This window comes from Nocardia sp. NBC_01499 (genome assembly GCF_045040275.1).
Taxonomy (GTDB): Bacteria; Actinomycetota; Actinomycetes; order Mycobacteriales; family Mycobacteriaceae; genus Nocardia.
In genome coordinates this window covers 115,339-142,111 of record NZ_CP109426.1, presented here as the reverse complement: position 1 = coordinate 142,111, position 26,773 = coordinate 115,339, and the positions used below count along the sequence as shown (strand labels likewise).

Annotated in this window: 25 protein-coding genes; 12 read left to right on the top strand and 13 right to left on the bottom strand. The window is 65.9% G+C overall.

The genetic code is table 11. The annotated features are described in order from the left end of the window. Window positions 1–370: 370 nt before the first annotated feature. Window positions 371–511, bottom strand: a complete 141-nt coding sequence (locus OG203_RS00560) for a hypothetical protein (RefSeq protein WP_405163648.1) — start codon at window positions 509–511, stop codon at window positions 371–373. 1 nt (window position 512) lies between these two features. After that, window positions 513–1,361, bottom strand: a complete 849-nt coding sequence (locus tag OG203_RS00555; RefSeq protein ID WP_405163647.1) for an IclR family transcriptional regulator — start codon at window positions 1,359–1,361, stop codon at window positions 513–515. Window positions 1,362–1,508: 147 nt separating this feature from the next. Here OG203_RS00555 and hsaA point away from each other — a divergent pair, with 147 nt between their 5' ends. After that, on the top strand, window positions 1,509–2,681 hold the full coding sequence (hsaA, locus tag OG203_RS00550) for a 3-hydroxy-9,10-secoandrosta-1,3,5(10)-triene-9,17-dione monooxygenase oxygenase subunit (RefSeq protein ID WP_405163646.1): 1,173 nt from the start codon (window positions 1,509–1,511) through the stop codon (window positions 2,679–2,681). Between the two features lie 99 nt (window positions 2,682–2,780). Then, window positions 2,781–3,719, top strand: coding sequence for a VOC family protein (locus tag OG203_RS00545; protein ID WP_405163645.1), 939 nt, complete (start codon window positions 2,781–2,783; stop codon window positions 3,717–3,719). 164 nt (window positions 3,720–3,883) lie between these two features. Here the strand turns inward: OG203_RS00545 and OG203_RS00540 are convergent, their stop codons facing one another. Then, window positions 3,884–4,360 carry a MarR family winged helix-turn-helix transcriptional regulator gene (locus OG203_RS00540; RefSeq protein WP_405163644.1) on the bottom strand — a complete coding sequence of 159 codons (477 nt, stop codon included), beginning with the start codon at window positions 4,358–4,360 and terminating at the stop codon, window positions 3,884–3,886. 45 nt (window positions 4,361–4,405) lie between these two features. On the opposite strand from OG203_RS00540, the gene OG203_RS00535 reads away from it, so the two are divergent. Beyond that, entirely contained in the window at window positions 4,406–5,956 is a 1,551-nt protein-coding gene (locus OG203_RS00535; RefSeq protein WP_405163643.1) for an FAD-dependent monooxygenase, read from the top strand. A 133-nt stretch (window positions 5,957–6,089) separates the two neighbouring features. On the opposite strand, the gene OG203_RS00530 is transcribed toward OG203_RS00535, so the two are convergent. Next, window positions 6,090–6,341 (bottom strand): hypothetical protein, encoded by a 252-nt coding sequence (locus tag OG203_RS00530; protein ID WP_405163642.1) that lies wholly within the window; start codon window positions 6,339–6,341, stop codon window positions 6,090–6,092. Window positions 6,342–6,768: 427 nt separating this feature from the next. Here OG203_RS00530 and OG203_RS00525 point away from each other — a divergent pair, with 427 nt between their 5' ends. Further along, window positions 6,769–7,779, top strand: coding sequence for a hypothetical protein (locus tag OG203_RS00525; protein WP_405163641.1), 1,011 nt, complete (start codon window positions 6,769–6,771; stop codon window positions 7,777–7,779). Between the two features lie 345 nt (window positions 7,780–8,124). Here the strand turns inward: OG203_RS00525 and OG203_RS00520 are convergent, their stop codons facing one another. From OG203_RS00520 to OG203_RS00510, 3 genes are all read right to left on the bottom strand, one after another. After that, window positions 8,125–8,940: a hypothetical protein gene (locus OG203_RS00520; protein WP_405163640.1), complete on the bottom strand. Its 816-nt coding sequence runs from the start codon at window positions 8,938–8,940 to the stop codon at window positions 8,125–8,127. Window positions 8,941–8,962: 22 nt separating this feature from the next. Further along, window positions 8,963–9,298, bottom strand: a complete 336-nt coding sequence (locus OG203_RS00515) for an SDR family NAD(P)-dependent oxidoreductase (protein WP_405163639.1) — start codon at window positions 9,296–9,298, stop codon at window positions 8,963–8,965. 337 nt (window positions 9,299–9,635) lie between these two features. Then, the gene (locus tag OG203_RS00510) at window positions 9,636–10,748 is read right to left on the bottom strand and encodes an FAD-dependent monooxygenase (RefSeq protein WP_405163638.1); all 1,113 of its coding nucleotides are present in this window, start codon (window positions 10,746–10,748) and stop codon (window positions 9,636–9,638) included. Window positions 10,749–10,882: 134 nt separating this feature from the next. On the opposite strand from OG203_RS00510, the gene OG203_RS00505 reads away from it, so the two are divergent. The 3 genes from OG203_RS00505 to OG203_RS00495 all read left to right on the top strand — a co-directional run bounded on the left by OG203_RS00505 (window position 10,883) and on the right by OG203_RS00495 (window position 14,448). Next, window positions 10,883–11,581 carry a GntR family transcriptional regulator gene (locus OG203_RS00505; RefSeq protein WP_405163637.1) on the top strand — a complete coding sequence of 233 codons (699 nt, stop codon included), beginning with the start codon at window positions 10,883–10,885 and terminating at the stop codon, window positions 11,579–11,581. A gap of 203 nt (window positions 11,582–11,784) precedes the next feature. Further along, window positions 11,785–13,476 carry an SMI1/KNR4 family protein gene (locus OG203_RS00500; RefSeq protein ID WP_405163636.1) on the top strand — a complete coding sequence of 564 codons (1,692 nt, stop codon included), beginning with the start codon at window positions 11,785–11,787 and terminating at the stop codon, window positions 13,474–13,476. 555 nt (window positions 13,477–14,031) lie between these two features. Beyond that, window positions 14,032–14,448, top strand: a complete 417-nt coding sequence (locus OG203_RS00495; RefSeq protein ID WP_405163635.1) for a hypothetical protein — start codon at window positions 14,032–14,034, stop codon at window positions 14,446–14,448. Between the two features lie 286 nt (window positions 14,449–14,734). Here the strand turns inward: OG203_RS00495 and OG203_RS00490 are convergent, their stop codons facing one another. The 3 genes from OG203_RS00490 to OG203_RS00480 form a co-directional block, all read right to left on the bottom strand. After that, window positions 14,735–15,616 carry a cyclase family protein gene (locus OG203_RS00490; RefSeq protein WP_405163634.1) on the bottom strand — a complete coding sequence of 294 codons (882 nt, stop codon included), beginning with the start codon at window positions 15,614–15,616 and terminating at the stop codon, window positions 14,735–14,737. A gap of 328 nt (window positions 15,617–15,944) precedes the next feature. Then, on the bottom strand, window positions 15,945–16,397 hold the full coding sequence (locus OG203_RS00485; RefSeq protein WP_405163633.1) for a nitroreductase/quinone reductase family protein: 453 nt from the start codon (window positions 16,395–16,397) through the stop codon (window positions 15,945–15,947). A 315-nt stretch (window positions 16,398–16,712) separates the two neighbouring features. Next, the gene (locus tag OG203_RS00480) at window positions 16,713–17,639 is read right to left on the bottom strand and encodes a LysR family transcriptional regulator (RefSeq protein WP_405163632.1); all 927 of its coding nucleotides are present in this window, start codon (window positions 17,637–17,639) and stop codon (window positions 16,713–16,715) included. Window positions 17,640–17,707: 68 nt separating this feature from the next. On the opposite strand from OG203_RS00480, the gene OG203_RS00475 reads away from it, so the two are divergent. Then, the gene (locus OG203_RS00475) at window positions 17,708–18,793 is read left to right on the top strand and encodes an alcohol dehydrogenase catalytic domain-containing protein (protein WP_405163631.1); all 1,086 of its coding nucleotides are present in this window, start codon (window positions 17,708–17,710) and stop codon (window positions 18,791–18,793) included. A gap of 153 nt (window positions 18,794–18,946) precedes the next feature. Here OG203_RS00475 and OG203_RS00470 read toward each other — a convergent pair whose 3' ends face one another. Beyond that, entirely contained in the window at window positions 18,947–19,570 is a 624-nt protein-coding gene (locus OG203_RS00470) for a TetR/AcrR family transcriptional regulator (RefSeq protein ID WP_405163630.1), read from the bottom strand. A gap of 58 nt (window positions 19,571–19,628) precedes the next feature. Here OG203_RS00470 and OG203_RS00465 point away from each other — a divergent pair, with 58 nt between their 5' ends. Then, on the top strand, window positions 19,629–21,068 hold the full coding sequence (locus tag OG203_RS00465; RefSeq protein ID WP_405163629.1) for a carboxylesterase/lipase family protein: 1,440 nt from the start codon (window positions 19,629–19,631) through the stop codon (window positions 21,066–21,068). A gap of 188 nt (window positions 21,069–21,256) precedes the next feature. Here OG203_RS00465 and OG203_RS00460 read toward each other — a convergent pair whose 3' ends face one another. Then, entirely contained in the window at window positions 21,257–21,688 is a 432-nt protein-coding gene (locus OG203_RS00460) for a pyridoxamine 5'-phosphate oxidase family protein (protein ID WP_405167740.1), read from the bottom strand. Between the two features lie 194 nt (window positions 21,689–21,882). Beyond that, window positions 21,883–24,060 carry a malate synthase G gene (locus OG203_RS00455; protein ID WP_405163628.1) on the bottom strand — a complete coding sequence of 726 codons (2,178 nt, stop codon included), beginning with the start codon at window positions 24,058–24,060 and terminating at the stop codon, window positions 21,883–21,885. A 246-nt stretch (window positions 24,061–24,306) separates the two neighbouring features. Here OG203_RS00455 and OG203_RS00450 point away from each other — a divergent pair, with 246 nt between their 5' ends. The 3 genes from OG203_RS00450 to OG203_RS00440 are packed head-to-tail and all read left to right on the top strand — an operon-like array spanning window position 24,307 to window position 26,773. Beyond that, complete coding sequence (locus tag OG203_RS00450) at window positions 24,307–25,047, top strand: SDR family NAD(P)-dependent oxidoreductase (protein WP_405163627.1); 741 nt, start codon at window positions 24,307–24,309, stop codon at window positions 25,045–25,047. Further along, window positions 25,044–26,093, top strand: a complete 1,050-nt coding sequence (locus OG203_RS00445) for an alcohol dehydrogenase catalytic domain-containing protein (protein ID WP_405163626.1) — start codon at window positions 25,044–25,046, stop codon at window positions 26,091–26,093. Before OG203_RS00450 ends, OG203_RS00445 begins: the two co-directional genes overlap by 4 nt. Further along, window positions 26,090–26,773 (top strand): TetR/AcrR family transcriptional regulator, encoded by a 684-nt coding sequence (locus tag OG203_RS00440; RefSeq protein WP_405163625.1) that lies wholly within the window; start codon window positions 26,090–26,092, stop codon window positions 26,771–26,773. Before OG203_RS00445 ends, OG203_RS00440 begins: the two co-directional genes overlap by 4 nt.

Sequence of the window (26,773 nt, the reverse complement as noted above, 5' to 3'; positions counted from 1 at the left end):
ATAGTTTCATACCACTGAAGGGCGGCGAACCTGTTCGGCAAATATAAGAGGCGTCCCTGCTTCGAGTCCGCCCATCGCACCGCTATCCCCCGCGGCACCGCCGCCGTAGCCGGCACCGCCTCTACCGCCGTTGCCGCCTGGACAAATGAATTCACCGGCCCGCCCGGTTAGCCGACGAGTCAATTCACGTTCGCCAATTTCATCAGCGTTGCGGGATAATAGGATTCGGCGATTGATGGTCGCAGATGTTCAAGAATATTATGCCGGGTAATGTCACAGCATAGGCATATCAAGCACGGACATTTACGAATCAATCACTCAAACTCCTCTGCCGACAGCGGAACAAACCATACTTTGCCGGGGTCTGGAGCTAATGGTCCCGCTCCGGCATGCCAGCGACCGCCAGACCCGGGTCCTCAACGAAACGGGCGATCTCGGCGAGACCGAGCGGCGGCAGCGTGACTGCGCGCACCGGCTCCGGCTCGATGCCGCGAAGCCCTAGGGCCTGCACGCTACTGCCACTCTCTGAAGCGCAGCCAGGTCAGCGCCGCGGCGATGTCGGGATCGGCGGGCGGTGTGGTTTCGGGTTGGTGCTGCCCGTATCGGCGCCGGGATTCGAGCAGCGACGCCCAGATCGTACGGGCGCACTGCCCGGCCAGGGTCCCCATGCGCGCGAGGTCGACGTGAGTCCCCTTCCAGGACAAGGAGATTGCGGCCAAGGCCGGTCCGGATCCGCGCAGCGGTGCGGCCGCGCACAGCACGCCGTGGAAGGTTTCCTCGCGGTCGAAGGCTACACCTTGCCGGTGAGCTGCCGTCAGCTCGCTGTGCAGCGAATCGGCCCGGACAATGGTGCGGCGGGTGCGCGGGACGAGGTCGCCGGCCGGTGGTCCGGCGGTACCGCGATGGCCGAAGGCGAGCAGGATCTTGCCCGCCGCCGTGCAGTGCACGGGCAATCGGGTGCCGATCTCCACCGGCAGGGTCGAGCGGCTCGGATCGCCGATCTGATCGAGATAGAGCACCTCGGCGCCGTCGATGACCGACAGGTGCGCCCAGTGGCCGGTGGCGTGGTGCAAGGAAATCAGGTGCGGCAATGCGGCGCGGCGCAGCTGGTTGTGGCGGGAAGCGTAGGCGCCGAGTTCGAACAGGCGCAGCCCGAGGTGATATCGGCGCCCCTCGCGCTCGAGCCATCCGAGGGTGACCAGCTGATCCAGGAGCCGGTGCACCGTGCTCTGGGACAGCCCCGTGCGGCGCACCACCTCGGTGAGGGTGAGCGTGGCCACCGAACCCTCGAAGCAGCCAAGGATCTGGGCCGCCTTGTCCAGCAAGGACGGTGCGGCCGAGGGGTCGACTGATCCCGACATCGTTGTGCCCCTTGCTCTTCCGGTCAGTGGGAGAATACCGGTCTTCCGCTGACCGGGAGAAAACCATTTCGTGCCGTCTGCACGATCCGTACCGTTCGCCTGGCTCGCACTTCGCGAGCGGCGGTAACGAGCATCCGGAGCAGACCTATGAGTGAACACGACGTCCTATCCGCGGTTCGCGGGCTGACCCCCGCGGTACGCGAACGTGCCGCCGAGGCCGAAGCCGCACGCTGCATCCCCGTAGCGACGATCAAGGAGTTGACCGAGGCGGGGGTCTTCCGCCTGCTGCAGCCCCGGCGCTACGGCGGCTACGCGGCCGACCCGATGATCTTCCTGTCCTGCCTGCGCGAACTCGCCCGCGCGTGCGGTTCCACCGGCTGGGTGACCGGTGTGCTCAGCGTGAACACCTGGCAGCTTGGTTTGTTCGACGTCCGAGCCCAGGACGATGTCTGGGGCACCGATCGTGATGCGCGGATCTGTCTTTCGCTGGCGCCCGTGGGAAAGGTAGCCGTCGTGCCGGACGGCTACCTCCTGTCAGGGCGGTGGAGTTTCGCCTCCGGATGCGATCACGCCGACTGGGTGCTGCTCGGCGCCATCGTGCGCGACGATGCGGGCAACCCGGTCGGCATGCGTACCTTCCTGCTACCCAGCTCCGAGTTCCGCATCGATCCGGTGTGGGACACCGTCGGGCTGCGGGGCACCGGCAGTAACGACATCGTCGTCGAGGAGGTCTTCGTGCCAACGCACCGGACTATCTCCGCCAGCCAGGTGACCGCTCCGGTGCGTCCGGGGCACGCCGTCAATCCCGAGCCGGTCTACCGGCTGCCGCTGGGTTCGCTGTTCACCACGTCGATTTCGGCACCGATCGTCGGCATGGCCGAGGCGGCCTATGAGTCGTATCTGGCCGCGATGCGGCACCGCATCCGGATCAGCGGCCGGGGCACACCGGCCGCCGAGGACCCCTTCGCGCAGATCCGGGCCGGCCGTGCGGCGAGCGAGATCGACGCCGCGTGGCTGCAGCTGTCGCGGAACATATCCGAGATCTACGACTGCGCCAAGGAGGGCAACGAGCCGCCGATCCGGTTGCGCACCCGGTTGCGCCGTGACCAGGTGCTGGCCACCGAGCGCGCGATGGCCGCCGTCGATCTGCTGATGGCGAACGCGGGCGGCGGCGCCATGCGCACCGGCGACCACGTGCTGCAGCGGGCCTGGCGCGACGTGCACACCGGCCGCGGGCACACCACCAACGATCCCGAGCGGGCGCTGGTGTTGTTCGGCCGCAGTGAGTTCGGGTTCGACGTCGAAGACCCGATGCTGTGACGGCGCGGCATCTATCAGGAGACCTGATGCATGGGCGCAACTCCGGCCCCGGCAGCGAATCGCCGTCCGTGCGACAAGCGAAATAACAAGGGAGACACCATGACACAACGCCTGCTCACCCATCTCCGGCACGTCGATCTTGCCATACCCGACTACCGGCGCCAACTCGAGTTCTTCTCGACGCTATGGGGACTCACGACGGTCGCCGAGGACTCCGGGATCGCCTTCCTGGCCGCGGCGGGCTCACCCGAGCAATACGTCGTGCGATTGCGCCAGGCCGAGGACAAGCGCCTGGATCTCATTTCCTTCGGTGCCGCGACCACGGCCGATATCGATGCGCTCGCCGAACGACTGCTGGCGGCCGGCGAGCGGTTGATCTCACGGCCGGACACCCTCGGCACACCCGGCGGCGGCTACGGTTTCCGGTTCTTCGACATCGACGGCCGGACCGTGGAGGTGTCGGCGGACGTCGCGACGCGAGCGCATCGCAAAATCGAAGAGCGCGAAGCCATTCCGGTCCGGCTGTCGCACGTGGTGGTGAACAGCCCGGACATCGTCGCGACCCGGACCTGGTACGAACGGCACCTGGATTTCGCGCTGTCGGACGCGATCGGCTCGCCGCATACCGGCGACGTCATGAACTTCCTGCGCATCAATCCGCAACACCACAGTCTCGGCATCGCCGCGGGTCCACACGCCTCGGTGCACCACGTCTCCTTCGAGCTGCGCGGGTTGGACGAATTCATGCGGGGCACCGGCCGGCTGCTCCGCGCGGGCACGCACCTGACGTGGGGACCCGGCCGACATCTGGCCGGGGACAACACCTTCTCGTACTTCACCGATCCGCACGGCAACACCATGGAGTACACCACCGAGATGGAGGAGCTGGACGAAGACATCTGGCATCCACACCAGTACACCTTCCTCGACGAGGAAGTGAGCGATCAGTGGGGCACGGCGAATCCGATGAACGAGGCGCTCGGTAAGGAGCTGCACAACGACGTCGACCGCGGCGTGTTCGTTGCCCCGCCCGTGTAGGCCATGACCGTCCCGAGCCTGCCGCGTCACACCGGCACCGAGGAGCTCACCGGCGCGATCGCCATCCTCGACGCCGTTCACCATCGACTATCCCTACGAATTCACTTGGCAGGCCGTGGAATTCCTCCGTACGGCCGAACTGACCACCGAGCAGCCGGAAGAGATCAGCCATCGGAACGCGGAGCGGCTGCTCCATCGGTAGCGGTGCCTTTCGTCCGGTCGAGGTTGTTGCCGACCCTCGTCAGCAGGTCCTTCAGGATCGCGATCTCGTCGGTGGTGAATCCGGCGACGGCCCGGTTGTCGAGGGCGGCCAGCCGGTCGTGGGCGTCGATTACCTGCGCGCGCCCTTCGGGGGACAGCGCGATCGTCTGGCTGCGCGCGTCGCGGGGGTGCGGCATCCGGCGGATGAGCCCGTCGCGGTCCATCCGGGTGAGCAACTGGGCCATCGAGGGCTGCTCGATGCCGGTGGCCTCGGCCAACTCCTTCTGGGTCAGCTCCACGTCCTCGCGCAGTAGTGCGAGGACGGGCACTTGGGCATAGCGCAGGCCGAGCGGTTTCAGCGCGGCGTCGCCGTCACGCGCGAGCGCGCGAGAGTTGCGGTTGATCAGCTGGGCCAGGCTGGGTGCGGCAATCGGATCCATATCCATCCTTTACATAGGTTCCTATCTAGTGTTACATAGGAGCCTATGTACTCTAACTCTTCAGTATCGGAAGCCCAAGTCGTCATCGCCGGCGCCGGTCCGACCGGCCTCATGCTGGCCGCCGAACTGCGGCTCGGCGGCGCCGACGTCATCGTGGTGGAGCGGCGCGCAGTCGGCACCGTCGGCGAGTCGCGCGCACCCGGCATCAACGCCCGCAGTATGGAGGTGTTCATCCAGCGCGGGCTCGGCGCGGAGTTCCTCAGCCGCGGCAAGGTCCTGCCGGGTGTGCTGTTCTCCGGAATCCCCATGGCCCCACACGATCTCGATCCCGGCTGGCCCGCCGCGCTGATTCTGCCGCAGCACGAGACCGAGTGGATCCTGGCCGCCCGCGCCGTCGAACTCGGTGTCCGATTCCTGTGGTCCACCGCCGTGGTGGACCTGCACCAGAACGACAACGGGGTCGACGTGATCGTCGAGGGACCTTCGGGCCCGGCCGAGATCCGTGCCGACTACCTCGTCGGCTGCGACGGCGGCCACAGCGCGGTGCGGCGGATCTGCGCGGTCCCGTTTCCCGGGTACGAGCCCGTCTCCTATTGGGTAGTCGGCGATGTTCAGCTGGATTCCCCGCCCGATGGCAACGGAGTCTTCGGCCGCAACGAGCGGATCGGCACCTATCAGATCTCGCGGGCCGAACCGGGGTGGTTCCGCCTGAGCCTGATGCGGGCCACCCCACCGGCCGACCGCAACGCGCCGGTCACCCTAGACGAATTGCGCGAGGTCATGCGCGACGGTCTCGGCACCGATTACGGCCTGAGCGCAGCGCGGTGGATGTCGCGATTCTCCGACGGCTTCCGTCAAATCACCGAATATCGCCAGGGCCGGGTCTTCCTGGCCGGCGATGCCGGGCACACTCATTCGCCGATCGGTGGGCAAGGCTTGAATCTCGGGATACAGGACGCGGTGAACCTCGGGTGGAAACTGGCCGCCGTGCTGAACGGTGCCGCGCCCGACTCGCTGCTCGACACCTATCACGACGAACGGCACCCGGTCGCGTCCGCCGTGCTGCAACTGACCAAGGCGCAGACAGCGCTGATCAAGCCCGGAGCGCAGCTGGACGCACTGCGCGTCGTCGCGGCGGACATGCTCGCGGTACCCGAGACCTGCCTGCGGCTCAGCGGGATTCTCAGCGGACTGAATCTGCGCTACCCGCTCGGCGACAGCCACCCCTTGCTCGGCCGTCGCATGCCCAATCTGACCCTGTCCACCGACCAGGGCAGCACCGAGGCGTTCGACCTGTTGCGCCAGGCACGACCCGTGCTGATCAACCTCGGTGCCGACGGATTGACCGGCACGCCGGCCCCGTGGACGGACCGCGTCGACTACATCGAGGCCCGGCTCGACCCCGCACCCTCGACAAGCAGCTGGGACCTACCCGTTTTCGGTGACGTCCCCGCCTGCGACGCGATATTCGTCAGGCCCGACGGCTACGTCGCATGGGTCAACCCCGCCGGAGCACTCGTCGCCAACGACGCCCTCAACGGCGCCCTCGGCCGATGGCTCGGCACCGCCGACAGCGCGGTGGCCGGCCGCATCTGAACGGCCAGCAGGAAGGCCTTGTTCGCGGCGAGGCAATACGGAATACGGAAGTCTCCGGAGGTCGAGACTGTCCCCGTACGCGAGTCTCGATCACGCCGAACAACTCGCACAGGCACGAAACAGGGACAGCAGTTCAGCTGGCGACGACCCGAACCTTCTCGCCGGCAACATAACTCGACTGCCGCTGCATTCCGGTAACGGTATCGGTCGTGCGAACCAGCACCTTCACCGAACCATGCTTACCCGCCTTGAACGAGCTGACATCGTCGACCCGCAACTGCTGGCCGACGTCGGCGACAATCACATCCCCGACACTCAACTCCGACGCCTGCTTCGAGGTCACCGGCAGCTCAGCCTCCGGCGATCCATCCGATACCTCAGTCACGAATTCTCCTCCCGAATCCCGCACTGCCTCGGCCCAGCGCGCACTACTCAGGCTACGTCGGCCACCCGACCGACATGCCGGAATGTGGTGCGCGCTGGCCCGCACGATCGCGTTCGTCGCGTGAGTTCCTCAGCGAGGCAGTCAGTTCGGGCGGATCGCAGCAAGCACCGGGTGGCTGAACGAACACCACCGAGTCGGGAACCGCGCCTACCCGGGGCGGCGTCCGCGGCTCGGATTCCTGAGCATCTTCTTCAGGAACGGTGCTGCGGCATGACCACCACAGCAACAGGCCCGCTTCTCGGCCTGCACGCATGCCGAACTTGTCGGTGGCTGATCGTAGGGTTCGCGGAATGAACTGGAGACCGCAGTTGGCGTTGTGGAGCGAGGACTGGATCTCCAGCAGAGATCTCGAGGAGCTGGTCGTTGTATGACTCGCACTACCCCGCCCCGTCCGGTCGATCTCGAGGCCGTCTTTCCTGAGCTGGCGCCGCTGGCCCGCACCGCGACTCGACTGCACCCGCGTCCGGGAGTCCCATCGCCCCAAGACAGTTCGATCGGCGGCCCACTGTTGTGGCCGGCGAACGAGCCATGGCCGCACTGTCGCGAGGACGCCCACCACACAGGACCGGTCCCGCTGATGTCGTTGGCGGACGTCAGGCTGCGACGGCGCCTCGAATTGGCCAGAGGCATCAGGGAGGCAGTAGCCAGACCCAGCAGGGAGGGCTGGGGATACACCACCGAGGAACGGGAGCTCCTCGAACGGATCCAGCCGCCGGACAAACCCGAGGGCCCCATCGCGATGCTGCCGGTCGCCCAGTTGTCCCTGCGTGATGTGCCCGGTCTGCGTCCACCCGAGGGTACGGATCTGCTGCAGGTGTTGTGGTGCCCCTTCGAACACGCCGACGGAATGCCAACGACCGCGGTGTTCTGGCGGTCCGCGGCAGCGGTCGACGAGGTCCTGCTCACCCCGCCGGAACCCGCGGCAGTATCCGACGCGGCCTACGTACCCGAGCCGTGCTTGATCCACTCGGAGCAGGTGATCGAATACCCGAACTCGCCCGAGCTCGAGAAGGAGCTGGGGCAACGACTGGACCGGTGGGCCATCGCCGAGTTCGGCGTCGAGTACCAGAAGTTGTGTATCGCGCCCGGCTTCAAGGTCGGCGGCTATGTCAATTGGGGCATGACAGATCCTTATCCGAACCTCTGCCCCACCTGCGGCACCCAGACCGAGCCGCTGCTGACCATCTCCGGCAGGGAGTGGTACTTCGACGTCCACCACTGGATCCCGTACGAGGACCAGGCCGCCAACCTCGCGTGGGGTCCCGTACAAGGCGGCCCGAAAAGCCCAACCCGGATCTGTGTCTCCGACGACAACGCCCAAATCATCCGAATCTGCCCGACATCACCTGAGCACTCACACACCCAAATGATGCAATAGGCAAACCCCGACCGATCGGTTCCACCTACCCTGCGCAACCCGCACATCGGCTACTACCGCTCACTCGTCCCGACTGAAGCCAGCGTGGATGAGTGCGATACAGAACGTCTTACGCTGATCTACAAATGTTGTCCGACGCGTCAGGTCAGGCCTGATCACGATCAATTTCACGACGTCATAGGGTCGCCGTATGCCACAGAGGTCCCGCCGCTCACGCTTCGTACACACGTACCCGGCAGTGTGAGCGCGCGACCATCCGACCAGCTGACGACACCAGAATCCGAACCGAGCCCGCAGCCGGAGCAGACGCGCGCAAGTCGGCTAGTTAGCCATTTGCTGTCAGGATCAGATCCCGGCCAGGATTTGATTTTCAGCATCCTGGGTCCAGCTGGCCACGAACAGCCCCGCATCGTGGGACACCGGATCGGATATCAGCTGCCCCGTGAGGTGTTGTCCTTCGGTTGCGCCAGCCAGTACCTGCCAGGGTGCCCTGCCGGAGGCTTTCAAAGTCTGCGACAACCGGGGATCGAGTTGGCCGAGGGCTGTGGCGTCCGCGCGCGCGAGGGACTGCGCGAGCATGGTGTTGTAGGTCCGCGCCTGGCCTGCCGCGCTGTCCTGAAGCTGCTCGGTGGCGGCTCCCTCTGCCAGGACGAGCATGACGACCTTTTGTTTTCGTTCGGCCAGTTCCTTACCCAGTGCCGCACATTCGCGCGGTGATGCGTCGAACGAAATCGACTGATACTCGAATCCTTTGACATACAACCCATCCGGACCGCTGGCAGTGGCCAGCCACAGCCCGATCGACAGCGACATCGGCAGTGGTAGTGATCCCCGGTTGCCCATGCACCAGGCGATATCCCAGGACCAGTCGATGCCGTAACGCCCAAGGCTGCCATACGCAGTGGCGCTGTCATACGCCATGGTCGCGTCGTCGCCGCCGACGATCACCAACACGTCCGGCAAGGTCGGATCGGTATGAAATTCCTCCGTCCTGCCGATCGCCCAACCGTCGGTTTCGTCACCGAATTTCGGGAACCGCAGTCGGCGGATCGATTCGACGCAGGCGGTGCGCAGCCCACCCCACAGGGCGGCCGCCGAACCGGCGACCTCGGGTATCAACATCGGCGGGTGCGGGCAGATGGCGGCAGCGATCAGCGGCACGGAACCTCCTGAAGATCTTGAGCTACAACCACCCTGGCACAGGCCACAGGTCGTCGGTGATATCGAGAAATCCGCCGAGATCGATTCTGTCCGCGTCCAGGCTGCCGACACTGTTGATCAGGATGTCGATCCCGCCCAGTTCGGTGAGCGCCGCGTCCATCAGGGTGGTCACGCCCCCCGGTGTGGCAAGGTCGGCGGAAACTGCTGCGACGGTGGCCTTTTCGAGTTCCGGCGTGATCGTTCGAGCACCCCCGACCACGAGGGCACCCTCGTCGGTCAGTGCCTGCGCAATGGCAAGCCCGATGCCACGGCTGGCACCGGTAACGACGGCGGTCTTGCCGGTCAATTCGAGATCCATGGGGTTCCCATCTTGAACTACAGGTGAAAATTTGCGCACTGCAACGGCAGCTAGCCGGGGTTGGGCGAGACCGGTATGCGCCAGGCGGTTCGATCAGCCGCGCCGCACAATCTACACTCCGATAGATAAAATTGACACTGTGTCAAAAATGGTCACCCGAGGTGCTCGAGGTCGCGAGCGGCGGAGCGGATGTCGGCGAGCACCGGCGATTGCGCGGACATCGCGTCCTCCACCGGGATCGCTGGCTTTCGAAGCGCTGAACGTCGCGCCGGGATCGACCGATCACCGCCGCCGAGATCGTTGCCGCTTCCATCGCCTTGTCGGTGCCCGACCGGAATCACCGCACCGGAGGCCACTGGCGGTTGCGGGCCTCGATCGCTTCCCTTGTTGCCGGAATGACCCGGTCCCGTGCCTGCGGAACGCCTTCCTGAGCGCGGTGCACCTGCGGTCGCATCGCCTGCTCGTAGCGGCCGAATGCTTGGCCGAGGTCTCCGTCGCAGGTGGCCCATTCACGGGCCAGGACGTCGGCGCCGATCATGGCCAGCGGCGTTCCCCGGCCGGAGAAGAACGACGGTGCGAATGCCGCGTCACCGAGCAGCACCACCCGTCCACGCGACCATCGGTCCATGTGCACCTGGCTGGCCGAGTCGAGGTAGAAGTCCTCGGACTGCTTCAGCGCATCCAGTAGCTCGGCGACCTTCCAGCCTTGCACGGCGGAGTACGTGTCGAACACGAGCTGCCGTTGTTGCTCGATGTCGTGGTAGTCGTAGGCGATCTCCGGAGACAGGAAGAGGAAGCCCCCGTACGTCCGCTCCGGGTAGTCGCCGATCAAGACCGACCGGCCGGGCACGCTGTACAGATAGGCCTCCCCGTCGGAACCGAGTTCGGCAGGGAGGGAAAGGATTCCGTAGTACACACCGAGGTGCCGCCGGTACCGGTCCTCCGGCCCGAAGACCAGCCGCCGGGTGTTGGAGTGGATCCCGTCCGCTCCCACCAGCAGCTCGTAGCGGCCGGCCCGGCCGCTGGCGAATCGGACCTCCACCGCATCGCCGGTGTCGGTCACCTCCTGGATGGAGTCTCCGTACACGAATGTGACGTTCGGGCCGATCGAGGCGTGCAGGACGTCGATGAGGTCGTTGCGGAAGATCTCCAGGTCGTCCGGGCTGTCCTGGGGAAGCTCGGTGGGCAGTGCGCCGACCCGCTCGCCGTTGTCGTCCACGATGTGGGTGAAAGCGCTCCGCTGGGCGGCGCCGGTCTCGTGTGCGGCGAGCGTGTCCCGGATGCCCATGTCGGCTGCCACGTCGAGTGCCGTGCCGCGCACGTCGATCGGCGCTCCGTTGCGGCGCAGCGCTGGCGCCCGTTCTACCACGGTGACCTCTGCGCCCCGCGCGCTGAACCGCTGCGCCGCGGTGAGGCCCGCGATGCTTGCTCCGCTGATCAGAATAGACATACTGACAACTCCTTCCAAGAATTGCATGCGATCTTATCTATCATGCATGAAACTGGTAGTGTGGTCGACTGTGGATGCCAGGGCGGAGTCCAGGCACGGCCGATACTCGAGTGGCGACCGATGGGAGAGCGATGATGTCGGACAGCGACCACACACGGCAGAACGTGCAGATCGTCGAAGACCTGACCACGTCGCTGGCCGACCGGATCGCAAACGGCGAGTTCCCGCTCGGTACCTGGCTGCGCCAGGCGAAGGTGGCGCAGGACTACGACGTGAGCCGGACACCGGCGAGCCTGGCACTGAGCAGGCTCGAGGCGATGGGCATCCTGGAACGGGTGCCCAACCGCGGATTCCGGGTCCGCTACCCGTCACCCCGGGAGATCATGGAGGTCTTCGAGGTACGCGCGGTGCTGGAGGGACACGCTGCCTACCTCGCGGCGACCCGGATCAGCGAGGCGCAGCTCCAACAGCTCTCGGAGCAGGTCGCCGGTTTCCGCCAGGCCGTGGCGAGGATTCGGGACGGCGCGGACCCCGAGGCTGTCAGCGCGTCGTGGCAGCAAGCACACAACACCTTCCACCAGATGGTCTTCGCGGCGGCAGGCAACAGCCAGCTGCACGAAGCGGCCGACGCGTTGTACCGCAAGCTGCCGCGCAAGACCTCCTGGCGAGTACTGCGGGGCGACCCGAGAGCGCTCACTCAGCACGCCAACGAGCACGAGTACATCACCACGGCCATCGAAATGCGCGACGGGGCAAAGGCCAGGGAGCTCACCATCGCGCACATCGAGTCGGCACGCGAGCTCATCATCGCCCACCTGTCGACTCCGGACTGAACCTTCCGGATCGGCACTGCCTGTTTTCAGGCAGTGCCATATCGTCAAGCTAAATCACATGCAATAGTGCACAGACTGCACGCGAGTGCCGCATCTGGGCCTACCTGACAGGCCCCGACAACACCCTGGTGTTCGAGAACGACCGTGTGCATTACCGGCCTCGAGCGGGCAACGGTGTCAGAGGTGGATGTGATGATCGGACGATGCACGTTAGCCCCATTGAAGAGTCCTGGCGACGGATCGACTCATGGCTCGCCGCGCACGCGCCGCGTACCTTCTCCTCTTTGCGCCCACCCGCCTCACAGGAGGCCATCAGCGCCGCCGCTACCGAGTTGGGGGTGGAGTTCCCCGCGGATCTGGTCGCGTATCTGCGCCACCACGACGGAGTCTCGCCCGGGGAGCGGGGTTTCGTCTCCCCGGAGGAGGGGGGTTTCAGCTTCCCCGGTTTTGAGCCCTACACCCTCGCCCAGATCCTCTCCTCGGGCCGGAGCCACCAGGAGTCGTGGGCCAGGTGGGAAGGGGACCCGCTGATGGAGGGCTTCTGGCATCACGATTTCGTACGCTTCGCCCGCGATATCAGTGCGGACGGGCTGGTCGTCGACTGCCGTCAAGGCGAGTCGTTCGGCGCGGTGGGCCACGAGCAGGAGGCCGAGGGCGTGAGCTTCGGGAACTGGGAAAGCCTCGCAGCCTTCCTGGAACAGATCGCCGACTCTCTCGAGCACGGAACCGCCATAACAGTGGTGCTACCGTATGTGCCCGTCGTCGACGACGGGATGCTGCTGTGGGAGTACGCCTTCGAACGGCGAGCCGAGCCTCGGTCCCTGTTCGACCTCGCGCTCGCCGACCCGGTCATCGCCGCGCCAGGCCGGACGACTTCGGACGCCACGCTGAACAAGACCTGGCCCAGCGGTTACGACAATTTCTGCCTGACCTTCGCGCAGGACTTGGACGAGACCGAACTCCTGCGCCGGTTCGGCGCGTTGCCCGAAACCCGGCGCCCACGATGGAGCGAGGTCGCAGCAATTCCAGACCAGCGGCAGGACCCTTGCGTGCGGCTGCCGGTGGTCCGCGTGGGAACCCACGGCGGTTGGGCGTTCGGCATCGAGGAAGGCCTTCTTCTTTTCGAGGGCACACGCGAGGAGGTGCTGCGCCGTGTGTCCCGTGGCACCCGCGCGGTGTCGGTAAGCTATCGAGGCGACGGCACGACCTCGCTATTCCTTTTCGACAACGGCGAACTGGTGACGAGGTACGACACCCGACCGCCCGTCCCCCACGGCGCGCGCGACCCGTTCGAGGTCTTCCCCGGCCTGCCGGCGCCCGTTGCGGAACCCACACCCGAGCAGCGGCGGGAACAACTGCTTGCGGTGTGTGACGCGGTCGTTCGCCACTGTGGCATCCCACTGCCACCGCCCGGCCTGGACGGTGAACTCGACAGCGCGCGGATCCTTCCCCTGCTCCCGGACAACAACTTCGGGTACCCGGAGAACAACTTCAAGACACCCGTGCCTGACCGGTTTGCCTCCCTCGTCGAGGCCGCGACGCCCGAGCGACTGCGCCGCGTACTCGCCACACAGATGTCGTCACTGGCCGCCGAGACCGGACTCGACACCTATGACGAGGTCACGGCCGCACTGGCCACGCTGAGCGAGGAGGATCACCAAGGCGTTACCGACGATTCCGCCCTTGACCTGCGGCTGCGCCGCGTGCTCGCCGAGGCCGAGGTGATATACGCCGACTGGAAAGACCGGTCCCTCTGGCAGGACCGCGCCATGGCCGCCCGCGCCCTGGTCGACGCGCTCAACCTGTCGGCCAGGGAAGCCCTTGGCTTGGTCGTTGGGCTGCGTCAGGACCCCCATTGGCGGCAGGAGTTTCGCAAGCAGTTGACCGACGACTAGCTTTGCTCATCGGACCCGCACTCTGTGTGACCGTTTGAGCGTGACGGACCGGTATTCGAGCTTCCGACGACGCAGCAGCGCAAGACATTCCGACCCAGCCCGGAGCGTCCGCATGGATTCCCGCGTCTTCGTGAACGGCTGGCGATATGCGATACACACAACGTGTCATCCCTGAAGTTCGGCCAGCCTCGTGGGACACGACCTCATCGTCGGCGAGCTCGAACTCCTCTAGGACATACTTGACCTGATACACCCGGAGCTCGGTATCGATAATCGTTCCAGAGAGCGTGACCGTGCCCGCCTCGAAATCGATGTCTTCCCAACGGACAGCGAGCGCCTCGCCAGGCCGGGCCGCCAGTTCATACGCCACCGCGCTGGTTCGGGAGGCGGCTCGGAGAAACCGCCGGTGGCAACACCGGCACGGCGCTCCGAGTCGACCTCACTTGGGCGCGGCGGTTCCTTCGACACTCCCATCCAGAATCATCTCAGGTTCGAATACGGACGTACGGTGAGCCAGACAGGCTGGTCCACCTCTCCGGAAGGAACGTTCTGTGAGTGTTCGTGGCGGTTGGAGTGGTCCGTGTTCTGCTGGGCGGTGCGGCAGTCGTGGCGGTGCTCGCTGGGGCTGGTCCGGCGTCAGCTAGGCCGATCTCTGAGTTCGAAGGCATCACGCTGGAGGTGGCTGAGGCGAAGCTTGACGGCTTTCAGCTCACTGTCACGGTCTCCTACACGTGTAATAGCAAGGCCAGGGCCCCGCTGTCGGTGGATGTCGAACAGCAGGGCGTGCAATTCAGTGACCTCACGTATGACGTGACGTGTGACGAAAAGCCTCGCTCTTGGACGGTCACACCCTTCGGTGAATCGTGGAAGGGTTTCAAGCCTGGTGATGCGCAGGTCACCATGAAACTCAATGAGGCCACCGGCGGCAGCGGTACAGGGATCGTGCAGACCAAGGTGGTCACTCTCGGCTGACCTCATCCGCCTGACAAGCGGAAGGCCGGGGGTTCGATCCCGGCCCCGGCCACGAAATCCCCTCGACCTATCGCCAGGTCGGGGGGATTCGGCAATCAGCGACCGAACAGGCGGTAATCGGCTACCGCGCGTTGGAAAGCCTTGTCCGCCAATATTTCTGGTCGATTGACCAACGCGCAGTATTCGGCATGTGAGTGTGTTGACGAGCTGCCTGACGACGGACCCTCGGAACGCAAAATGTGTCGATCGGTCCGTGACTTCCGCGGTGATCGACGCGGTTGCGCGATCAGAACACGGCGAGGGGATTGACCATGACGCCGGTCAAGCCATGGACGCGCGGCGGCCCGACGGTGAGCAGGAAGCTGTAGCGCTCGAGCTCCGCGCACAGCGCCGCAAGGTCGTCGAGCTGTGACCCGTCGATCAGCGGCATCGCCATTCGACCCAGTGCGACGCCGTGCAGCGGGGACGGTCCATCAGGGTCGAGTGCCGGGTAGGCGTCGCCCCTGTCGCCCGTGTAGAGGGCGACCCCGCGACGGTGCATCCAGCGCACCGCGTCGAGGCTGATTCCCGGAGTCGGTCTATCTGCAATCAGCGGGTCGGCAGGCCAGCCGAACCGCACCGCCAACGCATCACCCGACCGTACCTCGACGCCTTGCCGCTGCTCGGCGTCCTCGAAGTCGCGCGATGTCACCGCGTGCCCGGCCGGGAGCGACTCTTCGACAGCCAGATCGAGCAAAACCCCTCGCGTCACGATTCCGGCGGCGAAGGCCGTTGTCGAGGAGAAGGTAACGCCTGCGGCTGTCACGATCTGGTCCCTCGGACGACCGGGGTAGACCTCGTTGCCGGTCGACCAGTGCGCCAGCGCGTCGATGTGCGTCGACTTCGCGTGATGGTTCGTGACCAGCATCAGGTCGGCCGCGACGCCTACCCCGGTGTGGGACATCATCTGCTGTACGGGAGAGATTTCCACCGTCGTGGGCGCGAACGGACTGCTGATCATCGGGTTGGGCGTGATCGGCTGGGCCAGCGACGCCCATCGACCGGTCCGCACCTCGGCGGCGGCCTTCGCGCGCACGTCGTCGGTGATGAGGTTGAGTGTGCCGAGTTCGTCGTCGGATCCCCACCGGCCCCAGTTGTCGGGCAGGTCAAGGTCATTCGGATCGGCCATGCGGTTGGGGCCCCTCTCATCACGATCCACCAGGACGAGGTCGTCTGCCGTCGCGGCGCGCCACCCCGCAAGACAGGCGGCTCCGCGCGGCAAGATCGACAGTACTTCATCGAGCACGACCAGGATCGCGGCGGACGATCCTGCCGGACAACATGTTTGGCAGGATGGCGACTTCGGCCAACATCTTGTCGCCTGGCCTGGCCGCGGAGATCGCGTACGCCACGCTCTTCCTCTCCAGTGCCGAATCCTCTTGCATCACAGACTCCCGCTGCCTTTTCTCGATTTCGCGCACGCTCGAAACGCCCGCCCCGCGCGGCCAGGCCACGAATCAACTGATTCGGGTGATCCGCAGCACCGGGATCTGTCGCCGTGTCTTGGCCTCGAACTCGGCGAAACCCGGTTCGACGGTTATGGCCTTCGCGAGCAGCCGGGTACGCTCTTCACCCTCGGTGGGCGTCGCTTCGGCCCGGTAGCTGTCGGCACCGACCTCGACGGTGAGTTCCGGGTTGGCGACGAGGTTGTAATACCAGGCCGGATTCCGGTCGGAACCGGCGGCGGAGGCGACGACGAAAATGTCGCCACCGTCGGTGAAGTACACGACAGGGCTGATGCGCGTCAGGCCGGTCCGGGCGCCGACGGTGGTCAGCAATGCCAGATCGAACGTGGCGAATCGGCCGCCGACCCGGCCGCTGTTGGCACGGAACTCGGCGATGACTTCAGGGTTGTACTCGAACATTCCGTTCCTATCGTCGATTCGGATGTTGTTGCGGACAACGAGCATCCATCTCCTTGAGTGTCCTCACTGGACATCGCCCCGTATCCGGAGGGCGAGCCGGCCAGCGGACGGGACCGGTCCGGGACACGGCGTCGGTCATCAAGCATCATTTCCGACGGGCGGGCATTTGCACCAACTGGCGATTGGGCTTCAGGCAATCCAGCTTTCACCGTATCGCGCGGGTCCCCCGAACGCACCGCCCCGATGCTTGGGCACAGCTGCCGGTTTCCTGGCATGCTCTTGTCCCCGTTAACCTTTCGGCCTCGGGTAAGTCAGCGGAAGATCGACTCGAACGATGCTACGAGGACGAGCCGGCGGTCGTCACGGCCCGACGATCGATGTGATCGCCTGGGTGACTGCCGTGATCGCGGGTGTGGTGGCGCCGGGGAGCCGGGCCACGAGAACCCGGCGGATTTCCGGTGGCGCCCCCTGGACTCGTAAACCGATCACACCGGGTGGAAAAACCGGCGATAGACTTTCCGGAACGGTGGTCACACCGAATCCGCCGGCGACCAAATGCAGTTTCGTCAGCCAGTCGCGGGCACTGTGCACGATGCGCCCGCGCCCTGGCAAACCCGGCCAGACACCGAGCAGTGGTTCCGCGCTCGACGAGGGGGTGGCGATCCAGGATAGGTCGACCAGTTCGTCGACATGCACCCACGTGCGGCCCGCGAATATGCCGGTGGCCGAAGCCGCTACGAGAAGTTCGGTGTCTTGGGCTGTGGTGATGTGCAGGCGTGGCGACTCGCCGTCCGGTGGCCGGTGCGGTGGACGCGAGGACAGTACGGCGAGGTCGATCGAGCCGGTGCGCAACGCGCGAGTCAAGCTGGGTGTAGTGCCTTCGCGGGTGGTGACCCGTACCTGTGGCGCGAGCGCGGCAAGCCGGGCGAGCGCGCCGGGCAGGACCACCGCTCCGGCGCTCAGGAACAACCCAAGTCGCACCAACTCCGCGGGGGCAGCCTCGCCGTTCAGGTCGCGTTCTGCCGCGTCGATCGACGCCAGAATCGTTCGCGCATAACGCAACAGCGTCAGTCCGGGCCGAGTGAGCTGTACCCCGTCGGGCCGTCGTTCGAACAGAGTGGCGCCGGCGCTGCGTTCGAGGGCGATCGCCTGGCGGGAGACCGCCGACTGGGTATAGCCCAGCCGTTCGGCGGCTGCGGTGAAGCTGCCTGATTCGGCGATCTGGCAGAGCACCCGAAGATTCGCGCTCGACATGTCCATGCTGACTACGCATACCAGAGATGCCATATCCTCGCTTCCCGCATGCCCCTGTGCTGCCTAGCGTGGTGGAAAAGCGAAACAGGAAAGGCTTTCTCATGCGCGCAGCGACACTGACCGAGTTCGGTTCACCACTCACGGTGCACGACGTGCCCGATCCGGAAACCGGCAGCGGCGAGGTATTGGTCGAGGTCCTTGCGACCTCTGTGCCGCCATACGCGGCCGACGTGTTCAGCGGCGAACGGCGCTATCCACTCGAACCGCCCGTCGTGCCGGGAGTCGGCGGCATCGGTCGAATAGCGCGGGTGGGTCCGGATGCGACCAAGCTGCGCGTAGGGGACCTGGTCTGGTGCGACTCGACGGTACGAGCGCGCGACGACGCCCTGACGCCGGACATCACCCTGCAGGGGTGGAGTTCCCGCGGACCCGGCGGTGCCCAATTGGCCCGGTACCTGCACGATGGATCCTTTGCCGAACTCATGCGAGTTCCCACCGAGAACGTGTATCGGCTACCCGCGAGGGCGGCGCTCGATCCCGCACAGTGGTCAAGTCTGGCCGTCTACACCATTGTCTACGGTGGCTTGCTGGCCGGCGGGCTCGAGGCAGGCGAGACGATCTTGATCAGCGGGGCGACCGGCAATCTCGGCAGCAGCGCGGTAGCCGTCGCGCTCGCCATGGGTGCCGGGCACGTGGTGGCCCCTGGACGTAACCGGGCCGTTCTCGACCTGCTCGCCGATCGGTTCGGCCCGCGGGTGAGCCCGGTCGAACTCAGTGGACACGACGACACCGACCGCGCCGCGATGAGCGCCGCCTCCGACGGCCCGATCGACATCGTCCTCGATCTCCTACCGCCCCAAGCGCCCAGCGCGATTACCCAGATGGCAGCCATGACGGTGCGTGAGTATGGGCGGGTCGTATTGATGGGCGGCGTCGGCATGCTCGGCGGCGCCGACCTTGCCCTGCCCTACCCGTGGATCATGCGCAACTCGCTGACCATCCGCGGGCAGTGGATGTATCCACGCACCGCGAACGTGGGCATGATCCGCCTCATCGCATCGGGCGCGCTGGACCTCACCGCCGAACACCTCACCCGATTCGACCTCGACCAGGTCAACGACGCGGTCACGCACGCCGCAACCCACGGCGGCCCCTTCGACCGCACCGTCCTCACACCGAGTGTCTGAAGCCGCTGAACGCACTATTCCGCCGCGACCCGCGCGATCCTGGGGGCCGCGGCACCAGCCGACGAACACACTCGACTGCCGATGAGTGATTGTCCCGAATATTGCCCAGGGCCAGCGTTTCGAGTTCTCGGCTCGAGTTTGAGAGCGTGGGCTTCACCGGTTGACCGTGCGCGCGACGAAGCGGGTGATCACCATGGATGCTTCGGCCGGGTCAATGTCGCGGCGTGTCAGTTGCACCAGGAGGCCCTCGACGAGGGACAGTAGTCCACGCGCGTCGCGCAGCGCATCGTCGCGAGAGTGATGGGGAGTGCTCGTGTGCAGGGCCGTGGCGATCGCGCCGGCGAGTCGATCGGAACCGGCAGACAGGCGGGCCGACATCTCCGGGTTCCGGGCGGCTGTGTTCACCACGGCCAGCCATGCCATCACCTGTATCCGCCAGCTGTCATCGGGCTGGCCCGAGGCCGCTGGGTCGACGATGGCTCCAGGGATCATGCTCTGAAGCACTTCGCGCACAGTCGATTCGGCGTCTTGCGGGTCGGTGAGCGTGCTGAGTTGCTCGACGAGCCGCTCGTCGAGGACGTCGAGCACGCCCGAGACGGAGTAGTCGAGAAGGTCGTCGATCCCGGTGAAGTAATGCTGTAACGAACCGAGCGACAATCCTGCCTCCGCAGCGACTCGACGCATGCTCACCGCGTTCCAGCCTTCACGGAAGGCCAAGCGCCACAGCGCGGCCGCCACTTCCTCGCGTCGCTGCGTTCGATCGACGATCTTCGGCATCGAACCTCCTTTTTAGTACAGTGACTTATATCAGAGTTCTGTCGAAGGGAGAGACACGATGGGTGTCGTCGTCCGCACAGCGTGTGGTGCAGTACGCGGCGAACAGCGACAGGGGCATTCCGCCTTCTTCGCCATTCCCTATGCCGCGTCGCTGGTCGGTGTCCGCCGCTTCCAGGCTCCGGTTCCGCCACGGCGATGGGATGGTGTGCGCGACGCACGCGGGTTCGGCTCCTCGGTTCCGCAGCCGATTCTCTGGCACCCCGGCGACGACCCGGAATGCCTCACCCTGAACGTGTGGACCCCCGATGTCGGCACCTCCGGGATGCCGGTTGCGGTCTGGGTGCACGGCGGTGCTTGTATGGGCGGCACCGCGGCAACGACCGATTTCGATGGTGCGGCTTTCGCCACTGCGGGGATCGTCCTTGTCACACTTAATTATCGGGTGGGATATGAGGGGTTCGGCTGGGTCGAGGATGCACCGTGCAATAGAGGCGTGCTCGATCAGATCGCCGCGCTCGGCTGGGTGCGCGACAACATCGCTGCCTTCGGCGGAAACCCGGACGCGGTAACCCTGATCGGACAGTCGGCGGGAGCGTCGTCGGTCGTTGGTCTGATGGCCGGTGACCGCGAGCCGGGCCTGTTCCGGCGCGGGATCGCGCAGAGCCCGGGAAAGATCTTCGTGCCCGCCGACGAGGCTCGTGCCGTATCGGCGATGATCACCTCGCAACTGGGCATCCGACCCACGACGGAGGCGTTGGCAGCGCAACCACCCGAAGCGATTCACGCGGTACAGATGGCGCCGGTGGCCGCCATGGCTGCCGAACCGGACCGATGGACCCATCCGAACGCGCCCTACTCGATGATCATCGACAACGAATTGTTCGATGCCCCACCATGGCTCAGCTACCGAGCATCCGGAACCGGCCGCGAACTCGTCTGCGGGTTCACCACCGACGAAGCCCGAATGTTCACCGTGGATGCGGACCTGTCCGGGTCCGACCCCATCGAGACCGCCCGCTCCTGCGGCCTCGACGCGAGCGCCGTCCGGACTTACCGAACCGCGAATCCAGCCATCACCGACGACGAACTACACGCTCTGATCCTCTCCGATGCGCTGTTCCGGATGCCCTCACTGTGGTGCGCCGAGGCCGCTGCTGACGCGGGAAACAACACCTACCTCTACGAATTCGCATGGCCGAGCCCCGCCCGCAACGGCACACTGCGGGCCTGCCACGGCCTCGACGTCCCCTTCACCTTCGACACCCCACGCGGCCCGCTCGCCGCCGACCTCATCGGGCCGCGGATTCCGCCCGACTTCACCGACCTCTCGGCCGCAATGCGCAACGCGTTCACCGCCTTCGCCACGACCGGCGACCCTGGGTGGCCACGCTTCGACAGCACCGAACGAACCCGCCGCATCTGGAAAACCCCACCCGAGCTTGGCACCGACTCGCTGTCGACCTCCCGCCAGATCTGGCAGCGCGAACCCCGTGCATGACGCACCGCCACGCCACCGACCGCGAGCCGAACGCATCTCGTCGCGCTGACCGCCTGACGCGGCACCGACTACCGAATGGCACAGGAGCGCTCATGCCGCTATTCCTCCTTGTGCCTGGCCGCCCGTGCCAAGTCCTGGTCAGCTGATGACGTAGTCGGCGTCTCGTCTCGTCGCTGGCCGTGCGAGTATCACGGGCCCGTCATGAGTCGATTCGGTGTAATCACCAGCGGGACTGTGAACAGCTCAGCGAAGTCGCGTGGGGTGCCGAACAACGCACCGATGCGCTCTAGATACTTCGCGATATAAGCAGGATTCTGGTCGGCAGGCAGCGTGTCCATGCCAACCTGAGCGTCGCCCGCGATCCGGACGTTGCTGCGACCGATGTCGGTCACGTCCAGGCCGAATGCGACGTGCGGATTCGCCGCCAGGTTGCGCAGCTTCTTCTTGCTCGCCTGACTGTAGACGAGCACGGTCTCGTCGTCCTGGAGCAGGAACCAGACTGGCACGCTAGACGGCCGTCCTCGAGGGTCGACTGTCGTCAGCCATGCTATGAGGTTCGATCGAAGCCTTGCCTCGACTGTCTCGCGCTCGGGTGATGCCAGATGCTCTGTTAGCTTCATGGACGACAACTTACGTAAACAGACCGACATGAGTCGTGGACCAGCCTCTCCAACGCCGAGCGCGATTCCATCCCTTGATGATTCGTCACAGATGGAGATACGGAACCCGAAGAGGCCCCGCACTGGATATCTCCGGTGCGGGGCCTCGCGCTGAAAAGTGCTGCTACACGCTACTTTTCAAGCATTGAACGGCACTACTTGCAGGCCGCCTTGGCCTCACGGCGGCGACGGTGCAGGATCGGCTCGGTGTATCCGTTGGGCTGCTTGGTGCCCTCGAGGATCAGCTCCTTGGCCGCTTGGAAGGCGATGCTGCCCGCGAAGTCCGGTGCCAGCGGGCGGTAGCTCGGGTCGCCGGCGTTCTGCCGGTCAACCACCGGCGCCATCCGCTCCAGGCTGGCCACCACCTCGTCGGCGGTGACGACGCCGTGGCGCAGCCAGTTGGCCACGAGCTGGCTCGAAATACGCAGGGTGGCACGGTCTTCCATGAGCGCGATGTCCTCGATGTCTGGCACCTTGGAGCAGCCGACACCCTGGTCGATCCAGCGCACCACGTAGCCGAGGATCGACTGCGCGCTGTTGTCCAGCTCCTGCTTCTTCTCCTCGGCCGACCAGTTCGGCGCCGCGGCGAGCGGGATCTCCAGGATCTGGTCGACGGTCGCGCGGGGGCCGCCCTTGGCGATCTCCTGCTGCCGCTCCAGCACGTTGACCTGGTGGTAGTGGGTCGAGTGCAGGGTGGCGGCGGTCGGCGACGGCACCCACGCGGTGTTCGCGCCGGCCTTGGGGTGGCCGATCTTCTGCACCAGCATGTCGGCCATCAGGTCCGGCATGGCCCACATGCCCTTGCCGATCTGCGCCTTGCCAGGCAGCCCGGCGGCCAGACCGGTGTCGACGTTCCAGTCCTCGTAGGACTTGATCCACTGCTGGGCCTTCATATCGGCCTTGCGGACCATCGGCCCGGCCTCCATCGAGGTGTGGATCTCGTCGCCGGTGCGGTCGAGGAAGCCGGTGTTGATGAAGACGACGCGGTCGACGGCAGCCTGGATGCAGGCCTTGAGGTTCACCGTGGTGCGGCGCTCCTCGTCCATGATGCCGACCTTGAGGGTGTTGCGCGGCACGCCGAGCACGTCCTCGATCCGGCCGAACAGCTCGGTGGTGAACGCGACCTCGTCGGGGCCGTGCATCTTCGGCTTCACGATGTAGACCGAGCCGGTGCGGCTGTTCTTCAGTTCGGTGTCCCCGCGCAGCGAGTGGGTGGCGATGAGCGAGGTGACCAGGCCGTCGAGGATGCCCTCGGGGATCTCGTTGCCGTCCTTGTCGATGATCGCGTCGCTGGTCATCAGGTGACCGACGTTGCGCACGAACAGCAGCGAACGACCGTGCAGCACAAGGTCACTGCCGTCGAGCGCGGTGTAGACGCGGTCGGGGTTCATGGTGCGGGTGAAGGTCTTGTCGCCCTTGCTCACCTTCTCGGTGAGATCGCCCTTCATCAGGCCGAGCCAGTTGTGGTAGCAGAGGACCTTGTCCTCGGCGTCCACGGCGGCGACGGAGTCCTCGAAGTCCATGATGGTGGTGATCGCGGACTCGAGCACCAGATCCTTGACGCCCGCGGTGTCCGTGCTGCCGACGGGCGAGGCGGGGTCGATCTGGATCTCGATGTGCAGACCGTTGTGCTTGAGCAGCACCGAGGTCGGCGACGACGGATCACCGAGGTAGCCGACGAGCTGCGACGGATCGGCGAGGCCGATCTCGGTGCCGTCCTCTAGGCCGACCTCGAGCTCACCGTCAACGATCTTGTAGGAGGTGGAGCCGATGTGCGAGCCGGTGATCAGCGTCGCGGAGTCGTCGAGGAAGTTGCGGGCCCACTCGATGACCTTGTCGCCGCGAATCTTGTTGTAGCTCTTGCCCTTTTCCGCGCCGTTGGCCTCGGAGATGGCGTCGGTGCCGTAGAGCGCGTCGTAGAGCGAGCCCCAGCGCGCGTTGGCGGCGTTGATCGCGAAGCGGGCGTTCATCACCGGCACCACGAGCTGCGGGCCCGCGGTGGTGGCGATCTCGGTGTCCACGTTCTGGGTGGCGATCTGGAAATCGGCGGGTTCTGGGCGCAGGTAACCGATTTCGCCGAGGAAGCTCTTGTAGGCCGCCTTGTCGTAACCGGCGCCGGGGTGCTCGGCGTGCCAGGCATCGACCTTGCCCTGGATCTCGTCGCGCTCGGCGAGCAGCGCGCGGTTGCGCGGTGCGAGATCGTTGATGACCTGCTCGGCTCCGGCCCAGAACGCGGCGGAATCTACGCCGGTTCCGGGGAGCGCCTCGTTCTCGATGAACTCGTGGAGAACGCTGGCCACCTGAAGCCCGCCGACCTGAATCCGCTCTGTCATCTACTGCCTCACTTCTGAGAAAGCCGGGTGGGAAAGACGCATCCATGTTACCCGTGGGTAGTGATACCACCGCGTAGCGGGTCGAACGCGGCGTCTCGCCGTTGGAAATCCGGCGCGCCGAGCGTGAGGGGGTCTATCAGTCGGCGCGTTGCGGGGTGTCGGCGGTCGGCCTAACAACCCCTTGATTGTATCGTCGCGGGGATTTAATGTACTGATCGGAACATTTTCTGATCTGCAGGAGTGTGTGTGTCGCTCACGGACAAGGTCGTCGTTGTCACCGGCGGCAGCCGGGGACTCGGCAAGGAGATGGTGCTCGCGTTCGCCGCGGCGGGCGCGGATGTGGTGATCGCCAGCCGCAAACTCGACGATTGCGTGGCGCTGGCGGACGAGGTGAAGAACGCTCACGGTCGCCGCGCGCTACCGGTGGCGTGCAATGTCAGCGATTGGGCGCAGTGCGACGCACTCGTCGAGACCGTGTACGCCGAATTCGGCCGAGTAGACGTGCTGGTGAACAACGCGGGCCTCTCGCCGCTGTACCCGAGCCTGGATCAGGTCTCGGAGGCACTGTTCGACAAGGTGATCGGCGTGAATCTCAAAGGGCCGTTCCGGCTTTCGTCGCTGATCGGCACCAGGATGGCGGCCGACGGCGGCGGCTCGATCATCAACATCTCTTCGATCGAGGCGGTCCGCCCCGCGCCGTTCGCGCTGCCCTACGCCGCGGCCAAGGCCGGATTGAACACGCTCACCGTGGGTCTGGCGCAGAGCTTCGGACCGACGGTGCGGGTCAACACGATTCAGTGCGGCGCCTTCGCCACCGACATCTCCAAAGCCTGGCCCGACGAGGTGCGCACCCAGATCAGCTCACTCAACGCGCAACGACGAGTCGGTGAACCCAACGAAATCGTCGGCGCCGCAATATTCTTCGCCACGGACGCCGCTGCCTTCTGCACCGGCGCCACCCTCGCACTGGACGGTGGATGGCGATGAAAGCACTGACTTACCAAGGCCCGCGGCAGATCTCGTACTCCGACGTGCCCGATCCAACCCTCACCGCGCCGGACGGCGCGATCATCCGGGTCACCGCGAGCGGTATCTGCGGCAGCGACCTGCATATCTATGGCGGACACGGGTTCACCGACACGATCGGCTATAGCGTCGGGCACGAAGCCGTCGGCGAGATCGTCGAACTCGGCCCCGAGGTGCGCCGACTCTCGGTCGGTGACCGGGTATTGGTGTCCGCGTCGGCCGGGTGCAATCGTTGTGCGAACTGCCGAGTCGGCATTGTCGCCGCCTGCGAGCGAACTCCCGCGCCGATCGACGCCTGCTACGGCCTCGGCGGCTCGCTGCCCGGCGGGCAGGCCCAGCTGCTTGCCGTCCCGCACGCCGAAGGAAACCTGGTGCGGCTACCCGAGGGCGTGAGCGACGAGGCCGCCGTCGTGCTCACCGACAACGCCCCGACCGCCTGGTACGGGGCTCGGCGCGCCCGCATCGCACCCGGTGAGACCGTCGTGGTGATCGGACTCGGTCCGGTCGGGCTGATGGCGATCCAGTCGGCGTTCGCGATGGGTGCGGCCCGAGTGCTCGGCGTCGACCTGATCGCCGAACGACGCAAGCAGGCAGCCGAACTCGGCGCCGAGCCGATCGAGGCCGACGATCCGAAGCTCGCGATCCGCGAAATGCTCGGCGGCGGCGCGGATGTCGCGATCGAGGCGGTCGGCGCCGACGCCACCATCAAGTTGGCCATCAGCGCGGTCGGGCATCGCGGGCGGGTGAGCGTCATCGGCGTCAACCAGAACCGGGCCTACCCGTTCCACATGCCGCTGGCTCAGGTCAAGGAACTCGAATTCCACATCGGCCTGTGCTCCATCCAATACGAGCTGCCGACCTTGCTCAAGCTGACCGCGGCCGGTCGACTGCGCCCGGAAGTCGTTGTCACCCATCCACTCCCGATGTCCGACGGCGCGAACGCCTACCAGCTGTTCGCCGAGCGCGCGGACGGCGTGAGCAAGGTAGTGCTGGACCCGGCCCGATGAGTACGGCGGCGCGCAACGATGCGAGGCGAGGCGGTGGATCCGACATCGCCCCCGCACGCAGGCGCGGCCGCCCGCCCGCCGCCGAATCGACAGCGGGCGATACGCGCGAGCGCATCGTGCGCGCGGCGGTGGAACTGTTCGCGGAGAAGGGATTCCACGGCACCGGCGTCGCGGAGATCGGCGACCGTGCCGACGTGCAGCGCGGCGCGCTGTACTACCACATCGGCTCCAAAGAAGAACTGCTCTGGCAGATCCTGCACGACTACATTCAACTGATGCTGGTCGATGCCGAAGCCATCGCGGCCAGCGCCGACGACCCGATCACCAAGCTGCGCAAGCTGATCCACAGCCACGTCGGCCTGATCATCGATCACCGCCGCGAGGTCGCGATCCAGCTGCGCGATGTCACCGCGCTCAGCGGCGAACGCGGTACGCAGCTGCAGCAGATGCGTGATCGGGTGCAACACTGCTGGCAGCGGGTGATCGACGCGGGCCACGCCGCCGGGCTGCTGCGCACCGACGACCATGTGGTCACCAACAGCGTGCTCGGCATGCTGAACATGGTGACCTTCTGGTATCGACCGCACGGCGGGCACTCCCCCGCCGAGATCGCCGACATTCTCGCGACCACGTTCCTCGACGGCGTGGTGACCACGACCGACACCCACACGAAAGGCTGA

Coding starts and splice junctions, on each gene's coding strand:
- OG203_RS00555 (WP_405163647.1), bottom strand. CDS start 1,361: ATGTCGGGATCAGTCGACCCCTCGGCCGCACCGTCCTTGCTGGACAAG.
- hsaA (WP_405163646.1), top strand. CDS start 1,509: ATGAGTGAACACGACGTCCTATCCGCGGTTCGCGGGCTGACCCCCGCG.
- OG203_RS00545 (WP_405163645.1), top strand. CDS start 2,781: ATGACACAACGCCTGCTCACCCATCTCCGGCACGTCGATCTTGCCATA.
- OG203_RS00540 (WP_405163644.1), bottom strand. CDS start 4,360: ATGGATCCGATTGCCGCACCCAGCCTGGCCCAGCTGATCAACCGCAAC.
- OG203_RS00535 (WP_405163643.1), top strand. CDS start 4,406: ATGTACTCTAACTCTTCAGTATCGGAAGCCCAAGTCGTCATCGCCGGC.
- OG203_RS00525 (WP_405163641.1), top strand. CDS start 6,769: ATGACTCGCACTACCCCGCCCCGTCCGGTCGATCTCGAGGCCGTCTTT.
- OG203_RS00515 (WP_405163639.1), bottom strand. CDS start 9,298: ATGGATCTCGAATTGACCGGCAAGACCGCCGTCGTTACCGGTGCCAGC.
- OG203_RS00510 (WP_405163638.1), bottom strand. CDS start 10,748: ATGTCTATTCTGATCAGCGGAGCAAGCATCGCGGGCCTCACCGCGGCG.
- OG203_RS00505 (WP_405163637.1), top strand. CDS start 10,883: ATGTCGGACAGCGACCACACACGGCAGAACGTGCAGATCGTCGAAGAC.
- OG203_RS00500 (WP_405163636.1), top strand. CDS start 11,785: ATGCACGTTAGCCCCATTGAAGAGTCCTGGCGACGGATCGACTCATGG.
- OG203_RS00490 (WP_405163634.1), bottom strand. CDS start 15,616: ATGGCCGATCCGAATGACCTTGACCTGCCCGACAACTGGGGCCGGTGG.
- OG203_RS00485 (WP_405163633.1), bottom strand. CDS start 16,397: ATGCTCGTTGTCCGCAACAACATCCGAATCGACGATAGGAACGGAATG.
- OG203_RS00480 (WP_405163632.1), bottom strand. CDS start 17,639: ATGGCATCTCTGGTATGCGTAGTCAGCATGGACATGTCGAGCGCGAAT.
- OG203_RS00475 (WP_405163631.1), top strand. CDS start 17,708: ATGCGCGCAGCGACACTGACCGAGTTCGGTTCACCACTCACGGTGCAC.
- OG203_RS00470 (WP_405163630.1), bottom strand. CDS start 19,570: ATGCCGAAGATCGTCGATCGAACGCAGCGACGCGAGGAAGTGGCGGCC.
- OG203_RS00465 (WP_405163629.1), top strand. CDS start 19,629: ATGGGTGTCGTCGTCCGCACAGCGTGTGGTGCAGTACGCGGCGAACAG.
- OG203_RS00460 (WP_405167740.1), bottom strand. CDS start 21,688: ATGAAGCTAACAGAGCATCTGGCATCACCCGAGCGCGAGACAGTCGAG.
- OG203_RS00455 (WP_405163628.1), bottom strand. CDS start 24,060: ATGACAGAGCGGATTCAGGTCGGCGGGCTTCAGGTGGCCAGCGTTCTC.
- OG203_RS00445 (WP_405163626.1), top strand. CDS start 25,044: ATGAAAGCACTGACTTACCAAGGCCCGCGGCAGATCTCGTACTCCGAC.
- OG203_RS00440 (WP_405163625.1), top strand. CDS start 26,090: ATGAGTACGGCGGCGCGCAACGATGCGAGGCGAGGCGGTGGATCCGAC.